This window comes from Serratia sp. FS14 (assembly GCF_000695995.1).
Classification (GTDB): domain Bacteria; phylum Pseudomonadota; class Gammaproteobacteria; order Enterobacterales; family Enterobacteriaceae; genus Serratia; species Serratia nematodiphila.
In genome coordinates this window covers 1,104,689-1,123,069 of sequence record NZ_CP005927.1, presented here as the reverse complement: position 1 = coordinate 1,123,069, position 18,381 = coordinate 1,104,689, and the positions used below count along the sequence as shown (strand labels likewise).

At 59.7% G+C, this 18,381-nt stretch carries 14 protein-coding genes, 1 tRNA gene and 1 other RNA gene; 3 read left to right on the top strand and 13 right to left on the bottom strand.

The window, feature by feature from the left end; all coding sequences use genetic code 11:
• Positions 1 to 2 precede the first annotated feature (2 nt).
• Positions 3 to 194, bottom strand: coding sequence for a cellulose biosynthesis protein BcsR (bcsR, locus tag L085_RS05170; RefSeq protein WP_004934148.1), 192 nt, complete (start codon positions 192 to 194; stop codon positions 3 to 5).
• 189 nt (positions 195 to 383) lie between these two features.
• Between bcsR and bcsE the strand changes: the two genes are divergently transcribed.
• Genes bcsE through bcsG form a run of 3 tightly spaced genes read left to right on the top strand, consistent with a single transcriptional unit; the run spans position 384 to position 3,794 of the window.
• The gene (bcsE, locus tag L085_RS05165; protein ID WP_044030238.1) at positions 384 to 1,952 is read left to right on the top strand and encodes a cellulose biosynthesis protein BcsE; all 1,569 of its coding nucleotides are present in this window, start codon (positions 384 to 386) and stop codon (positions 1,950 to 1,952) included.
• Positions 1,939 to 2,142 carry a cellulose biosynthesis protein BcsF gene (gene bcsF, locus L085_RS05160; protein WP_004934139.1) on the top strand — a complete coding sequence of 68 codons (204 nt, stop codon included), beginning with the start codon at positions 1,939 to 1,941 and terminating at the stop codon, positions 2,140 to 2,142. The genes bcsE and bcsF overlap by 14 nt, the downstream gene beginning before the upstream one ends.
• A complete protein-coding gene (gene bcsG, locus L085_RS05155) occupies positions 2,139 to 3,794 on the top strand; it encodes a cellulose biosynthesis protein BcsG (protein WP_044030236.1) in 1,656 nt (551 codons plus the stop codon). The genes bcsF and bcsG overlap by 4 nt, the downstream gene beginning before the upstream one ends.
• A 294-nt stretch (positions 3,795 to 4,088) precedes the next feature.
• On the opposite strand, the gene dppF is transcribed toward bcsG, so the two are convergent.
• From dppF to eptB, 12 genes are all read right to left on the bottom strand, one after another.
• Complete coding sequence (dppF, locus tag L085_RS05150; RefSeq protein ID WP_015376237.1) at positions 4,089 to 5,078, bottom strand: dipeptide ABC transporter ATP-binding subunit DppF; 990 nt, start codon at positions 5,076 to 5,078, stop codon at positions 4,089 to 4,091.
• Positions 5,075 to 6,055 carry a dipeptide ABC transporter ATP-binding protein gene (gene dppD / locus L085_RS05145; protein ID WP_004934132.1) on the bottom strand — a complete coding sequence of 327 codons (981 nt, stop codon included), beginning with the start codon at positions 6,053 to 6,055 and terminating at the stop codon, positions 5,075 to 5,077. Before dppD ends, dppF begins: the two co-directional genes overlap by 4 nt.
• Before the next feature lie 15 nt (positions 6,056 to 6,070).
• Positions 6,071 to 6,973, bottom strand: a complete 903-nt coding sequence (gene dppC / locus L085_RS05140; protein ID WP_004934130.1) for a dipeptide ABC transporter permease DppC — start codon at positions 6,971 to 6,973, stop codon at positions 6,071 to 6,073.
• 11 nt (positions 6,974 to 6,984) lie between these two features.
• A complete protein-coding gene (gene dppB / locus L085_RS05135; RefSeq protein ID WP_015376236.1) occupies positions 6,985 to 8,004 on the bottom strand; it encodes a dipeptide ABC transporter permease DppB in 1,020 nt (339 codons plus the stop codon).
• Between the two features lie 170 nt (positions 8,005 to 8,174).
• Positions 8,175 to 9,782, bottom strand: coding sequence for a dipeptide ABC transporter periplasmic-binding protein DppA (dppA, locus tag L085_RS05130; protein ID WP_004934126.1), 1,608 nt, complete (start codon positions 9,780 to 9,782; stop codon positions 8,175 to 8,177).
• 600 nt (positions 9,783 to 10,382) lie between these two features.
• On the bottom strand, positions 10,383 to 12,074 hold the full coding sequence (locus L085_RS05125) for a glycosyl hydrolase family 18 protein (RefSeq protein WP_044030235.1): 1,692 nt from the start codon (positions 12,072 to 12,074) through the stop codon (positions 10,383 to 10,385).
• 424 nt (positions 12,075 to 12,498) lie between these two features.
• A non-coding RNA gene (locus L085_RS24380) (RtT sRNA) lies at positions 12,499 to 12,628 on the bottom strand.
• A gap of 35 nt (positions 12,629 to 12,663) precedes the next feature.
• Positions 12,664 to 12,741, bottom strand: a tRNA-Pro gene (locus L085_RS05120).
• A gap of 243 nt (positions 12,742 to 12,984) precedes the next feature.
• The gene (gene uhpC, locus L085_RS05115; RefSeq protein ID WP_255347244.1) at positions 12,985 to 14,199 is read right to left on the bottom strand and encodes an MFS transporter family glucose-6-phosphate receptor UhpC; all 1,215 of its coding nucleotides are present in this window, start codon (positions 14,197 to 14,199) and stop codon (positions 12,985 to 12,987) included.
• A 96-nt stretch (positions 14,200 to 14,295) separates the two neighbouring features.
• A complete protein-coding gene (gene uhpB, locus L085_RS05110) occupies positions 14,296 to 15,840 on the bottom strand; it encodes a signal transduction histidine-protein kinase/phosphatase UhpB (protein WP_044030234.1) in 1,545 nt (514 codons plus the stop codon).
• Positions 15,837 to 16,427, bottom strand: coding sequence for a transcriptional regulator UhpA (gene uhpA / locus L085_RS05105; protein WP_004934117.1), 591 nt, complete (start codon positions 16,425 to 16,427; stop codon positions 15,837 to 15,839). Before uhpA ends, uhpB begins: the two co-directional genes overlap by 4 nt.
• A 123-nt stretch (positions 16,428 to 16,550) precedes the next feature.
• Positions 16,551 to 18,245: a kdo(2)-lipid A phosphoethanolamine 7''-transferase gene (gene eptB / locus L085_RS05100; protein ID WP_015376231.1), complete on the bottom strand. Its 1,695-nt coding sequence runs from the start codon at positions 18,243 to 18,245 to the stop codon at positions 16,551 to 16,553.
• Positions 18,246 to 18,381: the final 136 nt, after the last annotated feature.

Here is an 18,381-nt window from a genome sequence, read left to right as displayed (position 1 = left end):
GATCAGTGGCTCCCCGTGGTCTGCGCCAATTCGGCCAACAGTGGCCAGCGCGTCATCATTTGCGTTAACCGCTCCTGCCGCGAAATATCGACATAGCGTAATTTCGGCAATGAAAAAGCCTGGCTGAGCGCCTGCAGGTCATCCTGGCTCTCCCCAGGCGCCGCTGCACGAAAATGGGTGGGTGCGTTATTCATTCTTCCGCCTTGGCGAAAATAGGCTATGTTAATTAACTATAGCAACGATACAAAAAGAGAGAGGCAATAAGATGATTCTCAACAAATATTGTTGAAGAGCGTCGGAGATTTGTTATTGCCAGCGTAAAAATGGCTATCTTTAAATATAAACGCCTTTAGTCGGCTTTCAACGAAAGTAGAACACATCCTATGGCGCACTCTTTTTCTCTAGGCATTCGGCAGATTTGGGAAGAGCTGTCGGTGATGCAGGCCCCCGGGCTTTATTGGATCAATATCGACAGGCAAAGCGACGCCGCGCTGCTGTGTCGCCAGGTCATCGCCGCTCAACCGGCCACTCACAAAGTCGCCCTGATCTGCAGCGGCGACAAACCCGAGCGCCTGCTGGCCGAACTGGCTGCGCCCGCGTTGCAGAAGCTGCCGCTGTATCAATTACCGGAGAAAAAAGCCGCGCTGACACAGTTGAACGACGATCTGATGCGCGCCCTGCGGCCGCAAAATCGCTTACTTATCCTACTGGCCCACGCCAGCCTGTGGCAAACCTTCACCACCGAAGAGCTGCGCGAGTGGACGCGCACCCTCGCCGCCTGGCTGCGGCGGCAGGGCTGTACGCTGTTGATCCTTAGCCACGGCGGCGGCATCAATAAGCTCAAAGGGCAGCTCAGCGCACAGCACCGCATCCTGAACGGCCTGTCCAGCCTGCAATGGCAGCAGGACAGCGCGCAATACCTGGTGAACTGGTGGAGCACCGAAAACGGCATCAACGCCAACCAGCTGCTGACCTTGTATGCGGCGGAAGGCGGCTGGCAGGGCGAGGATGAAAATAGCCAACCCTCCCCCACCGCCTTACGCAGCGACGAAAGCCTGTATCTGGCCGAGCGCAGCATCCTGGAAGGCGCGCCGCCGCTGTCCGCCAACTGGCAACTGCTGGAGAGCAACGACGAACTGGCGCAGCACGGCATGCTGAGACTCTCGGCGACGTTGATTTTCGCGTTGTATCAAAGCGACCAAATCGATCATCTGGCGCACCAGATCCACACCCTGCGCCGCAGCCGCGGCAACGGCCTGAAAATTGCGGTGCGCGAGATGAGCGCCAGCCTGCGCTACAGCGACGAACGGCTGCTGCTGGCCTGCGGCGCCAACCTGATCGTGCCGCACGTCGCGCCGCTGTCGCGTTTTCTGACCATGCTCGAGGGCATCCAGGGGCAGCGCTTCTCACGGCATGTGCCCGCCGACATCGATGCGCTGTTGGCCGGGCTGCGTCCGCTGCAGCTCAAAGGCTACATGCGGCCGGAAGCGTTCAGCCAGGCGGTGCTTTCGCTGATGGCCAACACCTTGCTGCCCGAGGACGGCAAAGGCGTGATGGTGGCGTTGCGCCCGGCCACCGGCCTGCGCGCCGAACAGGCGATGACCCTGTGCCACCTGCGGCGGTTCGGCGACGTGATGACCGTGGTGCAGGGGCGGCTGGTGCTGTTCCTTTCCACCTGCCGCATCAACGATCTGGATACCGCGCTGAAGTTCATCTTCCGCCTGCCGGTGGATGAAGCCTTCAGCAACCGGGTGGTGTGGCACCAGGATGTCGATATCATTTCGGAAATAAAACGCATGGCCCAGGGGCGCTGGCAGATTTCGGCCACCGGCGCCGCCGGTGCCGCGCCGCGCCCCCGCGTGGCGGCAGCCGAGGTGCCCGCGGAACGGCGGCAGCCGGTCGCCTTCACGCTGCCGCTTGGCCCGCAGGAGGAACCGCATGCTGAACCTTAACGACATCGTGCAACTGATCCTGCTGTGCGCGCTGATCTTCATTCCGCTGGGCTACGCCTTTCACCGGCGTTTTCCGCATTTGCGTCAATACTGGCAAAACCTGTTGTTATCGCCGCGCTATTTGAAATCCGCCGGTTTATGGGTGCGCACAGGCTCCTCATCTCAGATTAAACGTAAGAAGCAGCCATGAATCCAAACTCGAAGACGCAATCCGATAACGCTCTGTGGCGCTACTGGCGCGGGCTGGGCGGCTGGAACCTCTACTTTCTGGCCAAATTCGCCCTGCTGTGGTTCGGCTACCTGAATTTCCACGCGCTACCGAACCTGGTGTTCATGGCGTTTCTGCTGATGCCGATCCCTTCGCAACGCCTGCATCGCTGGCGCCATTACCTCGCTATCCCGATCGGCATCGCGCTGTTCTACCACGACACCTGGCTGCCGGGCATCAACAGCATCCTCAGCCAGGGCTCGCAGCTGGCCGGTTTCAGCGCCCAGTATCTGCTGGAGCTGATCAACCGCTTTATCAACTGGCAGATGATCGGCGCGGCCTTCGTGCTGTTTATCGCCTACCTGTTCGTCGCACAGTGGGTGCGCGTCACGGTGTTCACCGTGGCGGCGCTGGCGTGGCTCAATATCGTCAACATCGCCGGGCCGGCGGTTTCACTGCTGCCCGCCACTTCCACGGCTGCCGCCGGCGGCGCCAATACCCCGGCCACATCAGCGCCGGCGGCGGGGGACGCTGCGCCGGCAGACAGCCTGCCGCCGACCAGCGCCAACCTGACGGCCTACCTGAACCAGTTCTACGAGCGGGAAAAAGGCCGCGCCACCGCGTTCCCGGCCACCTTGCCCGCCGACGCCCAACCGTTCGATCTGCTGGTGATCAACATCTGTTCGCTGGCCTGGGCCGATATGGAGGCGGTCAACCTGCAGAACCATCCGCTGTGGTCGAAGATGGACATCATGTTCGACAGCTTCAACTCGGCCACCGCCTACAGCGGCCCGGCCTCGATACGGTTGCTGCGCGCCAGCTGCGGCCAGCTTTCGCATCATGATTTGTACCAGCCGGTGAACCAGCAGTGTTACCTGTTCGACAACCTGGCGAAGCTCGGCTTCAAGCAACAGCTGATGCTCGATCACTCCGGTGTGTTCGGCAACTACCTGAAAGAGCTGCGTGAACAGGGCGACATGCAGGCGCCGTTAATGTCGCAGGCCGGCATCGGCAACGAGCTGACGTCGTTCGACGGTGAGCCGATTTATAACGATCTGGAATTGCTGACCCGCTGGCTCGATCAGCAGCAAAAAGCCGGAGACGCCCGCACCGCCACCTTCTTCAACGTCATCCCGCTGCACGACGGCAACCGCTTCGTCGGCTCCAACAAGAGCGCCGACTATCAGCCGCGCGCGCAGAAGCTGTTCGATCAGCTGAACACCTTCCTCGATCAGCTGGAAAAATCCGGCCGCAAAGTGGTGGTGGTGATCGTGCCGGAGCACGGCGCGGCGTTGGTGGGCGACAAGATGCAGATGTCCGGCCTGCGCGATATTCCCAGCCCGAACATCACCCATACGCCGGTCGGCATCAAACTGGTGGGCATGAAGGCGCCGCATCAGGGCAGCCCGCTGCAGATCAAAACGCCGAGCAGCTATCTGGCGCTGTCGGAGCTGGTCTCACGTCTGGTGGACGGCAAGGTCTTCAGCGAATCCAGCGTCGACTGGCAGGCGCTGACCCAGGGGCTGCCGCAGACCCCGGTCATCTCCGAAAACGACAACGCCATCGTGATGCAATATCAGGGGAAACCTTACATTCGCCTGAACGGCGGCGACTGGGTGCCTTATCCGCAATAAGCGCGGCCTCATCAACCTAAAGCGCGCCGCCGGCGCGTTTTTTTTGGCTTTTATAATAAAAATGGTGAAGCCGATAGGCCGATATAATGTTATTAACAACAACCCGTTGAATTCCATAATTAGATTATTATTCTCATGCGAAGATTCTTAGAAAAATAACTCTTATCAGAATTTAATTAGGGAGGTAATTAAAATGGCGGACTGTGGTAGTTTTCTACTTATTAACCCTTTGATTGAGTAATAAAAAACGCCGGCGTGATGCCGGCGTGAATTTAAGCGATGACGTTCGACGCTTTACGCCCCCGGATGTTCGTCCTGATCGACCGCAAAGCAGGCCACCATCTGCTCACCGTACTGTTTTAGCTGCGGCTGCAGCTGCACGCAGGTGCCGAAAGCGCGGCGGCAGCGGGCATTGAACGCACAGCCCGGCGGCGGATTCATCGGGCTGGGCAGTTCGCCGGTCAGCTTGATGCGCTCGCGGCGCATATCCGGGTTCAACCGTGGCGTCGCCGACAGCAGCGCCTGGGTGTACGGATGGCGCGGGTTGTTGAAGATCGCCTCTTTGCTGCCCTTTTCCACGCAGCGGCCGAGGTACATCACCATCACCTCGTCGGCGATGTGTTCCACCACCGACAGATCGTGCGAGATGAACACATAGGACAGCCCCAGCTCCTGCTGCAGATCCATCATCAGATTCAGCACCTGCGCGCGCACCGACACGTCCAATGCCGACACCGGTTCATCGGCGATCACCACGTCCGGATTCAACATCAACCCGCGGGCGATAGCGATACGCTGGCGCTGGCCGCCGGAGAACATGTGCGGGTAGCGGTCATAATGCTCGGTCTTCAGGCCGACCTTCGCCATCATCTCCAGCGCTTTTTCCCGCCGTTCGGCGGCGCTGAGCGACGTGTTGATCAACAGCGGCTCCTCGAGGATCTGCCCGACCTTCTTGCGCGGGTTGAGCGATCCGTAAGGATTCTGGAACACGATTTGGATCTTCTGGCGCCGCAGTTTCTCGGCCGAGACGTCCGGCTTCAGCAGATCCTGCCCCTGGTAATACAGCTCGCCGCCGGTCGGCACTTCAATCATCGTCAGCAGGCGGCCGAGCGTTGATTTGCCGCAGCCCGACTCACCGACCACCGCCAGCGTTTTGCCGCGCTCCAGGGTGAAGGACACGCCGTCGAGCGCCTTGACCAGCCGCTCCGGCGCGAACAGGCCCTTTTTCACCGGGTAATGCTTTTTCAGGTCAATCGCCTGCAGTAAAGGTTGATTCTGGCTCATACGGTCGGCCTCCCCGCATCATCCAGCGGTGTGTGACATTTAACCTGACGGCCGGGAATGCTGCGCAGTTCCGGCTCCTCGTTACGGCAGCGCTCGTTGGCGTACGGACAACGCGGGTTGAGCAGGCAACCGGTCGGGCGATCGTATTTGCCCGGCACCACACCCGGCAGCGAAGCCAGCCGCGCCTTGTCGGCGGCGAACTCCGGCAGCGCGCGCAGCAGCGCCTGGGTGTACGGGTGGCGCGGCGCGCGGAAAATCTCCGCCGCCTTGCCGGATTCCACCACCTGGCCGGCGTACATCACGATGATGTGATGCGCCGCTTCCGCCACCAGCGCCAGATCGTGAGTGATCAGCAGCAGCGCCATGTTTTCGCGCTGTTGCAGATCCAGCAGCAGTTCGATGATCTGCGCCTGGATAGTCACATCGAGCGCGGTCGTCGGCTCGTCGGCGATCAGCAGCTTCGGCCGACAGGCGATGGCCATGGCGATCATCACGCGCTGGCTCATGCCGCCGGAAAGCTGGTGCGGGTATACGTCCAGCCGCGAAGCCGGATCGGGAATGCCCACCTGCGTCAGCAGGTCGATAGCGCGCTGACGGCGGGTGCGGCGGTTGCCGCCCTGATGCACCTTCAGCGCCTCCATGATCTGGTAACCGACGGTATAGCACGGGTTCAGGCTGGTCATCGGATCCTGGAAGATCATCGCCACTTCGGAGCCCACCAGCTGGCGGCGCTCTTTTTCGGAGATCTTGCGCAGATCCTGGCCGTTGAACTCCAGCTTGTCGGCCATCACCTTGCCGGGGAAATCGATCAGGCCCATGATCGCCAGCGAGCTGACGGATTTGCCGGAGCCGGATTCACCGACGATGCCGACCACCTGACCTTGCTCCACGCTGTAACTGATGCGGTCTACCGCGCGGAACGGGGTGCCTTCGTCACCGAAGTGCACCGAAAGCTTGTCTACATTCAATAACGCCATCTCTCTCGTCCTCTGTTACTGCTTGAGTTTGGGGTCGAGAGCGTCACGCAAACCGTCCCCCATCAGGTTAAATGCCAGCACCGTCAGCAGGATCGCCAGGCCGGGGAAGGTCACCACCCACCAGGCGCTTTGCGCGAACTGCAGCACGTCGGAGAGCATGGTGCCCCACTCCGGCGTCGGCGGCTGCGCACCCATGCCCAGAAAGCCGAGAGCGGCCATGTCCAGAATGGCGTTCGAGAAACCGAGAGAAGCCTGCACGATCAAAGGCGCCAGGCAGTTAGGCAGAATATTGACGAACATCTGGCGCAGCGCGCCGGCGCCCGCCACCCGCGAAGCGGTGACGTAGTCGCGGTTGACCTCCACCAGCACCGCCGCGCGCGTCAGACGCACATAGTGCGGCAGGGCGACGAAGGTCAGCGCCAGCGAGGCGTTGACGATCGACGGCCCGAATACCGCCACCAGCACCAGCGCCAGCAACAGGCTCGGCAGAGCCAGCATGATGTCGACGATGCGCATGATAATCGCGTCCACCACGCCGCCGAAGTAACCGGCCAGCAGGCCGAATATCACGCCCATGATCAGCGACAGCACCACCACCAGACAGCCGACCAACAGCGACAGCCGTGCACCGTACATCAGGCGCGACAGCACGTCGCGGCCCACGTCGTCGGTGCCGAGGATATATTGCCAGCTGCCGCCTTCTTGCCACACCGGCGGCTTGAGCAGCGCGTCGCGGAACTGGTCCGCAGGCGCATGCGGCGCCAGCACGCCGGCGCCGAGCGCGATCACCAGCATCAGAACGATGTACACCAGGCCGACCACGGCCCCTTTATTGCGCTTGAAATAGTGCCAAAACTCCTGAAACGGGGTCATCGGCTTCGGCGCACCTTTAACTGCAGACTCAGTGATTTGAGACATGAGAGCGCCCCTTATTTCTTGTGGCGAATACGCGGGTTGACCACGCCGTAGAGCACGTCTACCAGCAGGTTAACCAGAATGATCATACAGGCGACCAGCAATACCCCGCCCTGCACCACCGGGTAATCGCGGCGCTGCAGCGCGTCGATCAGCCAGCGGCCCAGCCCCGGCCAGGAGAAGATGGTTTCCGTCAGAATAGCGCCGGCCAGCATGGTGCCAACCTGCAGCCCGATCACCGTCACCACCGGCAGCAGCGCGTTGCGCAGCGCGTGGACGACGATCACTCGCATGCGGCTCACGCCCTTGGCGCGCGCGGTGCGGATATAGTCTTCGCCCAACACTTCCAGCATCGAGGAACGGGTCATGCGCACGATCACCGCCAGCGGGATGGTGCCCAGTACGATGGCCGGCAGGATCATGTGCATCACCGCGTCGACGAAGTCGCCAGGCTCGCCCCAGATCAGGGTGTCTATCAGCATGAAGCCGGTCAGCGGGTGGCTGTCGTCGAGGAATACCGTGTCGCTGATGCGCCCCGACACCGGCGTCAGGTTAAGCTGCACCGACACCAGCATGATCAGCATCATGCCCCACCAGAAAATCGGCATCGAATAGCCGGTCAGCGAGATGCCCACCGCGGTGTGATCGAAGACCGAACCGCGTTTGACCGCCGCCAGCACCCCGACCGGGATGCCCACCAGCACCGCGAACAGCATCGCGCAGAAACCCAGCTCCAGCGTGGCCTGGAAGCGCGGAACGAACTCGCTCCAGACGGAGATGCGGCTTTTGAGTGAGGTGCCCAGATCGCCGTGCAGCACGTTGGACACGTAGGAGAAATATTGTTGATAGAGCGGCTTGTCCAGCCCCATTTCCGCCATCAGCTGCGCGTGGCGCTCGGCGGAGATACCGCGTTCCCCGGCCATGATGGTCACCGGGTCGCCGGGGATCATATGGACGAATGCAAAAGTCAGCAACGTAATGCCGATAAACGTTGGGATAACTAACCCCAAACGTCGGAGTATGAACTGCAACATATCCCGAACTCTCTGTATCAATGCCCGGCAGCTCATCGTCCGCCAGGCTTATTAACGCTCACATGCCTTTGAACGATTCGACGGCCATACGCCGGAGACTGGTCAGCAGAGGCGCAAACCTGTTGCGCCCCTGCAAGTCCATTCGTGCGTCTCCGGTAAAGCGGTCGAAATCAGTCTACAGAGACATTCTCGAAGTGATGCTTACCGAGCGGATCCACGACGTAGCCTTTCACTTCCTTACGCACAGGCTCATACACGGTGGAGTGTGCGACAATCAGCGCCGGAGCCTGATCGTGCATCACCACCTGCGCCTGTTTGTACAGTTCGATACGCTTGTCGTGGTTGGATTCGGCGCGCGCCGGTTGAATCAGATCTTCAAACGGCTTGTAGCACCAGCGGGAGTAGTTGGAGCCGTCTTTCGCCGCCGCGCAGCTGAACAGCGTGGCGAAGAAGTTGTCCGGATCCCCGTTGTCGCCGGTCCAGCCCATCATCACCGTCTGGTGCTCGCCCGCTTTGGCGCGCTTGAGGTATTCACCCCACTCGTAGGTCACGATTTTGGCTTTCACGCCGATCTTGGCCCAGTCGGCCTGGATCATTTCCGCCATGCGGCGCGCGTTCGGGTTGTAAGGACGCTGTACCGGCATCGCCCACAGATCGATGCTGAAACCGTCGGCCATGCCCGCTTCTTTCAGCAGCTCTTTCGCCTTGGCCGGATCGTAAGCGTAATCCTGCACCGCGTCGTTATAGCCCCACATGGTCGGCGGGATCAGGTTCTTGGCCGCCTGGCCCGCGCCCTGATAAACCGCGTCGATGATCGCCTGCTTGTTGACCGCCATGGTCAACGCCTGACGCACCTTCAGGTTATCCAGCGGCTTTTTCTCGACGTTGAACGACAGATAGCCCACGTTCAGGCCCGGCTGTTCCATCAGGTTGATGGACTTGTCCTGCTTCATGCGGGCGATATCGGCCGGGTTCGGATACGGCATCACCTGGCATTCGTTTTTCTGCAGTTTGGCGTAGCGCACGGAGGCGTCAGGCGTGATGGAAAACACCAGGCGATCGATCTTCGGCTTGGTGCCCCAGAAACCGTCGAACGCCTTGTACAGGATCTTGGAGTCTTTCTGGTATTGCAGCAGCTGGAATGGGCCGGTGCCGATCGGGTTCAGATCGACTTTCTCCGGCGTGCCGGCTTTCATCATCACGTCAGCGTATTCGGCGGACAGAATGGACGCGAAGTCCATGCCCAGGTCAGCCAGGAACGGCGCCTCCGGGCGGTTCAGCACGAAGCGCACGGTGTTGTCGTCCACTTTTTCGATCTTGGCGATCAGCTTCGGCATGTCCATGCCTTCAAAGTATTCGTAACTGCCGCCGGACACTTTGTGATAGGCGTTGTTCGCATCCAACTGGCGTTCAAAGGAGAACACCACGTCGTCGGCGTTGAAATCGCGCGTCGGTTTGAAGTCTTTGCTGCTCTGCCACTTCACGCCTTTGCGCAGGTGGAAGGTGTAGGTTTTGCCGTCTTCGCTGACGTCCCACTTCTCAGCCAGGCCCGGCTGCAGCTCGGTGGTGCCGGTCTTGAATTCGACCAGCCGGTTGTAGATTGGTACCGAGCTGGCGTCATAGGTGGTGCCGGAGGTAAACAGCTGCGGGTTGAACCCTTCCGGGGAACCTTCAGAACAGTAAACCAACGTCTTGGCCTGTACGCTGGCCGCCACGGTCAGCGCGATCAGCCCAATACCGAATTTCAGAATCCCCGATTTACCCAAGGAACGTGTCATCGTTAGTGCTCCATTGTGTGATGTGATGTGTGTAATTGCCGCCAGACCTGTATTTTTTATTGCGTGGCCTGTGCGATCGGCGCCCGAAGGCAGAAGGCGTACGAGGAGAGAATGCCGGATGGAACGCATCGCGGCGGGGACGTCTGAGCGCGTGGAATTCACTCAAACAACTCTCGCTCTTACCCCTGAGGCTATCAAGTTGCCAACTGTTTGGGGTGTCGTCAATATAACCAGTGGGGATTTACGCAGACTGTGAGAAACAGCAAACAAACATAAAAAAACCTTTTGTTAACAGTTCCAGCATGAAAATTTATGCTAAGCGGCCATTTTTAGCGCATTGGTCTGACCCTCACAAACTTACTGGTTTTTAACTCCGTTAAAAAACGCCAAAACTTTGTTGCTGAATGATGAATATCTGAACGGTTATTTTTGTGATCGCCGTTAAAGACAGGAGGAAATGCTGAAGGATTACCCAAAAGGGTGAGTCCGATGAGCGCGTTTTGCTCGGGGCAGAGCCACAATCTGTGCGGCGTAAAAAAACTTTCGGCGGCGAAAAAGCCGGGGGCGAAAGGATATCCCCCGGCAACGCACTGCAACCGATTATTGAACGCCGGCGCTGTTGCCCAGGCTGGCGTTCATGCTGTTGAGAATATCGCCGTTATCCGCATCGATCTCCCAGGAGAACAGGCCGCCCAGCTGCTTATCCAGCACGTACTTGCCTTTGGCCTGCACCGAGCGGGCATCGTCGAAGGTGATCAGATCGCCGGTGGAAGGTTTGAACACGTAAGGCGCTTCCGCCGTGGCGTCGTAGGTATACTGCCACTCGCCGCTCATGAACTGGCCGGCGATTTGGCGGTAGTCCACGATGCCGTTCTCCCAGGTGCCTTTAACCGGCCCGGTGGCGGTACCGGTGAACGGAATGTTGTTCTGGTAGCCGTTCACCCCGGTCCAGCCGCGGCCATACATGGCGGTGCCGACCACGATCTTGCCCGGCTTGACGCCCTGCGCCAGCAGCGCATTGACGCCGTTCACCGAGGTGTAAGCGGTGTCCGGCTTCCAGGCCGGCGCATTCAGCGCGGTCTGATGCCCAAGGTTCTTCAGATCGAAGGCGCCATAGAAGTCGTAGCTCATCAGGAAGATGTGATCCATCGAGTTCTGCGCAACGTTGTAAGCCACCTTATCGATCTTGTCCTTGCCGGCGCTGATGGCGGAGGTCAGTTCATATTTGCGGCCGGTTTCCGCCGACAGCTGATCCAGCATCGCCCGCAGCTCCTTCATCAGCAGCACATAGGTTTCCCCGTCCTGCGGGCTGCCCAGGTTCGGGTTGGCGCCTTTGCCGCCCGGGAACTCCCAGTCGATATCCACGCCGTCGAAGAACTTCCAGGTCTGCAGGAACTCTTTCACCGAACCGACGAAGCGATCGCGCTTCACCTTATCGCCCATGAAGAAGAACGGGTCGGACAGCGTCCAGCCGCCGATCGACGGCAGAATTTTCAGGTCAGGATGCGCCTGTTTCAGCGCCATCAGCTGGCCGAAGTTGCCCTTGTAGGGGTCATCCCAGGCGGTAACGCCCTTCTGCGCTTTTTGCAGCGCGGCGAACGGATCGTGGATCGAGACTTTGAAGTCCTCGCGGCCCTGGCAGGAGCGCTGCAGCGCCTGGAAGCTGCCTTCAATCTCTTTCAGGCTGTCGTTGATGCCGTTGCCGCCGCAGATCGGGATAAAGCCGTACAGCAGGTGGGTCAGATTCTGCGCCGGGATCTTGTCGACAGTGAAATTGCGCCCGTAAACGCCCCACTCGACGAAATAAGAACCGACCACTTTGCCGGAGTTCTGTTTATACGGTTTATTCTTTTCCAGCAGCGGCTCTTTCAACGGCGCCAAATGGCTGCCGTCGGTGTCGGCCACCACAATTTCGGTGGCATCGCTGGCGCTGCAGCCGTCGGCATTGCACAATGCCACCTGCATTTGATAACGGCCGCCTTTATTGACTTTAAAATTCGCCGTACCGGAAGAACCGGTTGACGGGCCGCTCCACGCCTCTTTGCCATTTAATAAAACTTTTGCCGTCGTACCGGTGTCGCCATTCCATAAATTCCAGGAGACCGAAACATCGGCGGCATTTTTTACCTTCACCAAATTATTATAAGCGGTAGCCGCCTGGTCAACTTCAACGATGGCGAACTTGGTGTTGCCCCAGGCGATGGTCGGCTTGCCCGGCGCGGCGGCCTGCGCCGCGGAACACAGCGTGCTGCCGATCAACAGCGCCAACAGCGGTTTATTAAATTTGCGCATAACTGATTCCTTTATTCCGAGAGGATAAACATAAAAGAGTTAATCGTCGCGATGCATTGCCGATGCGAAAAAATTCCGCAATAATCCACGAAGATTAACGTTAATAAATAATCACGATATTTTCCACGCAGCGGGAATAACATATCCCGCGTTGTCCATTCAGACTATAGGTAAAAAAAATGTGAAAACAAGAGCGCTATAAACCGGGTTTTATTCGGCAAGCATGAATTTATTTAAATATGAGAAAAAGAGCCCAATGGGAATAAGGAGTGTGAATAAATTAAGCGTAAAGGATAAATATATTTCACGAGGACGGTGGATTGACGCACGCCATAAAGCGAAGCCGACCGTATCGGAGGAGGTACTCATCCTCATAAACTGCAGGCGAAAAAAAACCTGCTTTAAAAGCAGGTTTTTCGAATGGTGGTCGGCGAGAGAGGATTACGCGCATCGTTGATGCGCGCCCTTGCGGGCCGTTGCTAAAGCAACGTTGTCTCGCTTCGCGAGGCTCGAACCTCCTGCGGAGGTACTCATCCTCATAAACCGCAGACGAAAAAAAACCTGCTTTAAAAGCAGGTTTTTCGAATGGTGGTCGGCGAGAGAGGATTTCGAACCTCCGACCCACTGGTCCCAAACCAGTTGCGCTACCAAGCTGCGCTACTCGCCGATGCGGGGCGCATCTTACTGCTGGCGGTTATAGGCGTCAATCACTTTTTTGTCCCTGCATTTCAAGTGGTGATAAAAGCGCCATAATACGCTGCGCCGGGGGTTGCGCAGCGTATTTTACTCAGGCGTTGGCCGGTTTCAGCGCCGGCGTCTGCGCGCGCAGGAATGGCAGCAGGAACAGCGCCGACAGGCAGGCGGCGATGGAAATCACCACGAAGAAGCCGTTCCGAGTGCCAGATCTCCATCACCCGCGCGATCGGGTAGCCGGACAGCGCCGCGCCCAGGTAGGCGAACAGGCCGACGAAACCGGTCGCGGCGCCCGCCGCATACCTTTGTGACGAGCACTCCGCCGCCGACCTATGCCGATCAGCATCTGCGGGCCGAAGATGAAGAAGCCGATGGCGAAGAAGCAGCAGGCCTGCAGCAGGTAGGTGACGCCCGGCATTAGCCACAGTGCCGCCACCGACAGGAAGATGCCGATGGCGAAGATCAGGTTCATCGGGCCGCGGTTGCCGCGGAACAGCTTGTCGGAACCCCAACCGGCCACCAGCGAACCGATAAAGCCGCCCACTTCAAACAGCGAAATGGCCGAGTTGGCGGTCATCAGCGAATAGCCCTTTTCCTGCGTCAGGTAGAGGTTGCCCCAGTCGTTGATCGCGGTGCGCACGATGTACACCAGCACATAAGAGACCGCCAGCAGCCAGATGTACTTGTTGGTCAGCACGTAGCGCTTGATGATCTCGCGGTTGCTCAGCCCCTGGCCTTCCGATTCCTGCACCAGCTCCATGGCGTCGTTGCGCCATTTGCCGACGCTCGGCAGCCCCAGGGTGGATGGCTTGTCACGCAAGCGCCAGCACATCAGCAGGCCGAGCACCACGCCGATGATGCCGGGAATGATCATGCCGTAACGCCAGCTGAAGTGCAGCGAGATAAAGCCGACCAGCAGCGGGATCAGCGCGCCGCCGACGTTGTGCGAGGTGTTCCAGATCGCCCACCAGCTGCCGCGCTCGGAGCGCGAATACCAGCTGGTGAGGATTTTGGAACACGGCGGCCAACCCCAGCCCTGGAAGAAGGCGTTGAGGATCCACAGCGTGCCCAGCATCAGCAGCGACGAGCTGAGACCGAAGAAGATATTCAGCACCCCGGTCATGATCAGGCCCAGCCCCATAAAGTAACGCGGGTTGGAGCGATCGCTGATCATGCCGGAAATGAATTTCGAGCAGCCGTAGGTGATGTAGAACAGCGTGCCGAGGATGCCGACGTCGGACATCGTCAGACCCAGATCGCTCAGCATCGCCGGCATGATGAAGTTGAAGCTTTTGCGCGTGAAGTAAAACGCGGCATAACCGATGTACATGGTGCACATCAGCTGAATGCGCCAGTATTTGTAGCTGGCGTCGATCTGCCGTTGATCGGTGACCTGCGGCGCATCCGGGCGGCTTTTAAGGAAAGACCACATGTGGAACCTCAGAGGATTGAATTAAAGTGCCGCTATGATGCTCCTCGCGCGCGCAGGGGGCTTACGCCGGATTCTCGAGGCGGTTAGGAGTTTTTCCTAGTTTTGCGTTTGCGCCGGTGAAACTGTGGGCAAGATCACACTCAAACAGGCGCCCCGCTCAGCGGTGAACCGCAGGCTGCCGCCGAGGGCGCTGATGCGCTCTTGCATGCCGCGCAGGCCGTACCCCGGCTGATGGTTTTCCGCATCGAAGCCCACGCCGTTGTCGCGGATGGTCAGGGCGATCTGCGGCGCGGCGCCTTTGCGCGGCTGCAGGCGCGCATCCAGCTCCAGGCGACTGGCGCCGGCGTGGCGGCACACATTGGTCACCCCTTCCTGACACACCCGATACAGCGTGATTTTCAGCGTTTCATCCAGCAGCTCGTCGGGCACCTGCCATTGCATGCGGCTCACCAGCGACGCGTCCTGCGGCAGCGACTCCCGCAGCATCGCCGCCACCGCCGCCGACAGCGGCAGGTTGTTCAGCGCCGCCGGCCACAGCTGGGTCAGCACATCGTGCACCCCGTCGTAGACCCGCAGCGCCAGCGCATCGATGGTGTCGGCGCAGCCGATCACCGCCGGTTCCGGCGCCAGACGCTTGACGATGCTGGCCTGAGTGCGGATCACGGTGATGGTCTGCCCCACTTCATCGTGCAGCTCGCGCGCCACCTCGCGCCGGGTTTGCTCCTCCGCCGTCACCAGCGCCCGCGCCAGCTGCCGATTCTCCGCCAGCCGCAGCCGCAGTTGCTGATTCAGTTCGCGCTGGCGCTGAATGCCGGCGCCCAGCAGCAGCCCGGTCAGGCTTTGGGCCAGCAGCGACAGCAACAGATCGCGGTGCGACTCCGGCTGCGGCGGCTCGTTGACCATCAGCGCCACGCCGTTGAGCAGCGTCGCCAACAGCGCGCCCTGCCAGCCATAGCGATAAGACATGAACACGATGGGGATCGCCAGGCAGAACGGCGCGAAACGGCGCAGCTCGGCGGCGTTAACCTGCTGCTGCAGCCAGATGCTGAACGCAAACAGCAACAGATAGCTGGCCAGGTGGCCCAGACGCAGCTCCACCGGCTTGTGGATCAGCCCCGGCTCCAGCGGCACCCAGATTTGGCGCGCCAGATAGTGCCACAACAGCAGGCAGGTTGGCGCGATGGTGAAACCACCGGTCAGGCCGAGCAGCAGCGCGCGGGCGCCTTCGCCGCTCACCAGCTGCCAGACCAACGCCTGCAGCAAGGCGGCGATGGCGACCACCGCGCCCTGCAACAGCGGCCAGCGCCATTCGCTGTCGCTCTGCTGATGGCGCAACAGCCACGGCGAGGCCAGCAGGCTGAGCAGCACCGTCAACACCAGCACCGCCACCGACGCCCACAGCGCCGGGCCGTAGCCGAACTGATCCGCCAGCAACGCCATCAGCAGCAGATCAGCCAGCAGGATCCCCGGCCAGAAACGGTACGGGCTCTGCAGCAAAATGCCCATGCGCAGGCCGAACGGAAACAGCAGCAGCGCCTGCCAGGGGGGGTCGATCAGCGCGGTGCCGATGCCCCACAGGCAAAACGCGCTGGCGGCGTAGATGAAAAACAGCGCCAGCTGGGTGATCAGGCGCTGCGTCACAGGTTCAGCATCCGTCTGGCCAGTTCGACGTTGTTGTTGATGCCCAGCTTGGCGAACAGGTTGGCGCGGTGCACATGCACCGTTTTCGGCGACAGCCCCAAGGCGGCGGCGATCTCACGCACCTCCTGGCCCTGCGCCAGCAATAGCGCGATCTCGCGCTCGCGGCGGGTCAACGGATCGACCCTCACCCGCGCCAGCTGCTGCGCGATTTCCGGCATCAGGTAGACGCCGCCGCCGGCGACGGTGCGCACCGCGGTGATCAGATCTTCCGGCTTGCAGCGCTTGGAGAGAAAGCCGCTGGCGCCGCGTTCCAGAGCCATTTCCACCAGCGCCGGGTTATCGTGCATCGACAGCATCACCACGCGGATGCCGGAAGGAATGTCCGCCAGCAGATCCAGCCCGCTGCCGTCCGGCATCGAAATGTCGCAAATGCAGATTTCCGCCTCCAGCCCCGGCAGGCCGGCGCGCGCCTGTGCCGCGCTGCTGAACTCGCCCACCACCTGAATATCGGCCTCCAGTGACAGCAGTTGCACAAAGCCCGAACGCACAATGTCATGATCGTCGATAAACGCCACGCGCAGGGTCATGGAAATCTCCGGTTAGCAGGGGAAGTGCGCAAGTATACCGTATGCGCACACCGGAATAATTGATGAAGAGAATGTATTGGGTGAAATTACCGGGTGCGCAAGGCAGGCACCCGGCGGGAGGGATCACAGGCGGGCAGGCGCCGTTTTATCCTGCGGCAGATGGCACCAGTTGTTTTTATCCACGATGCCGCCATCAGGAGAGGTGTAGCCGAGGCAGCCGAGGATGGTGTCAAACAGCTCGACGTGGCGATGCGTTTTGCCGATGCGCTGCTGCGCCTGCAGCTGCTCAAAAGCGCTGAGGTGCTGCGGGTTTTCGAGGAACTTGTCCGACGCCCACACGATCATCGGCACGCGGAACTGCTCCGGCGGCGCCATTTCGCGCGGCGTGCCATGCAGGTGCGTATTCTCGCCGATCGATTCGCCGTGATCGGCGGCATAGAACACGATGGCCTTCTTGTCCCGCACCTGGTCGATCACATTACTGATAAAGCTGTCGGTATACAGCACCGTATTGTCGAACGCATTGATCAGTTGCGCCTTGGTGCAGGAATCGTCCACCCCCATGCACTCCGGCTGATAACGCGCATAGCTGCGCGGATAACGCTGCGAGTACAGGTAGTGCGAGCCTTTGGTATGCAGGATCACCAGGTGCTTGCCCTTCGGATAGCGCGCCAGCGACTCCTTCATTTCGTCCACCAGCAGCATATCGTCGACCGCCTTGCCGTCGTTGCGCTTCTCGGACGCGATCATCTCGCGGAACGAATAGTTGTTCACCTCGGTGTTGTTGTAGAACCACACCTCGCTCTGCATGGCGAACAGCTCGGAAGAGAAGCCCAGATCCTTCAGCACCGCGAACACGTTCTGCTCTTTCAGCGTGCGCTGCGGATTGTCTTCGGTGCCGCCTTCACGCACGAACATGCAGCGCAGCGACAGCTTGGTGGCGGTATCGCACGACTCGCCGCGGAACGCCACCAGATTCTTCTCTTTAGACAGCCGCGGCGTGGTATCGCGCTCGTAGCCCAGCATGCCCATGTGATCCCAGCGCGTGGTCTCGCCGATGATGAACACCACGTAGGTGTCGTCGATGTCCGCCGGCGGTACGTAGGTGAAGTGTTTGCCCGGATCGAACATCGTGCTCTGATCCTGGCTTTCGTCATAGCGGGTGTAGGCAAACAGCCCCAGCGCCGACAGCCAGTTGGACGGCAGATACGAGTGCGCCACCACGCCGCCGTAGCTCGGCAAATCGACGTTGGAAAGCTTCTCTTGCACACTCTGCTCGTCATCCAGCATGCGCAGCGGCAGCCAGACCAGCGCCACCACCGCCAGCAATACCAGCAGCGGCTTGATGCGATGACCAGGGGTTTTCAGCTGTTCTATCAGGGTATAGCGCAGGTTGTTTTTCCAGATCAACAGCAGCGGTAAGGCGCTGAGCGCCACCATCCACAGCACGAAGTGCAGGCCAACCACCTCTTTCGACAGATCGATATCGGTGGTCATCACCGACACTACGATGCCGTAGCCGATCACCACATTGAAAAACGTCATGTAGTAGCTGGCGGCAACCGAAATCAACACCAGCAGCGAGGCGACGATGCGATAAAACAGCCGGCCGCCGAGCGATACCAGCCGCATAATGAAGAACGTAAACAGGACGATAGCGATGACTTCCGTCACCGCCGAAATAAGCTTAATTCCCTGAATGCCGTGCGCCAGCGAATCAAAACGGCGATAGAAAACGGACAGGTTTAGAAAGATGCCGATATAGATCGCTAACAATAACGATAAATTCTGCTGTGATAGCGATTTAACTTTGTTCATGTAACGCGGTGGCTCCGGGGACGGTGTAGCGGTTCTGACTCAGTCAGACACTGATTGCGGCTTCTGGTTCAGCCAACCGGCAATAAGCGTTATTTTGCGGGTAATAATCAAGAGAATTCTCACAAAACGGACAAAA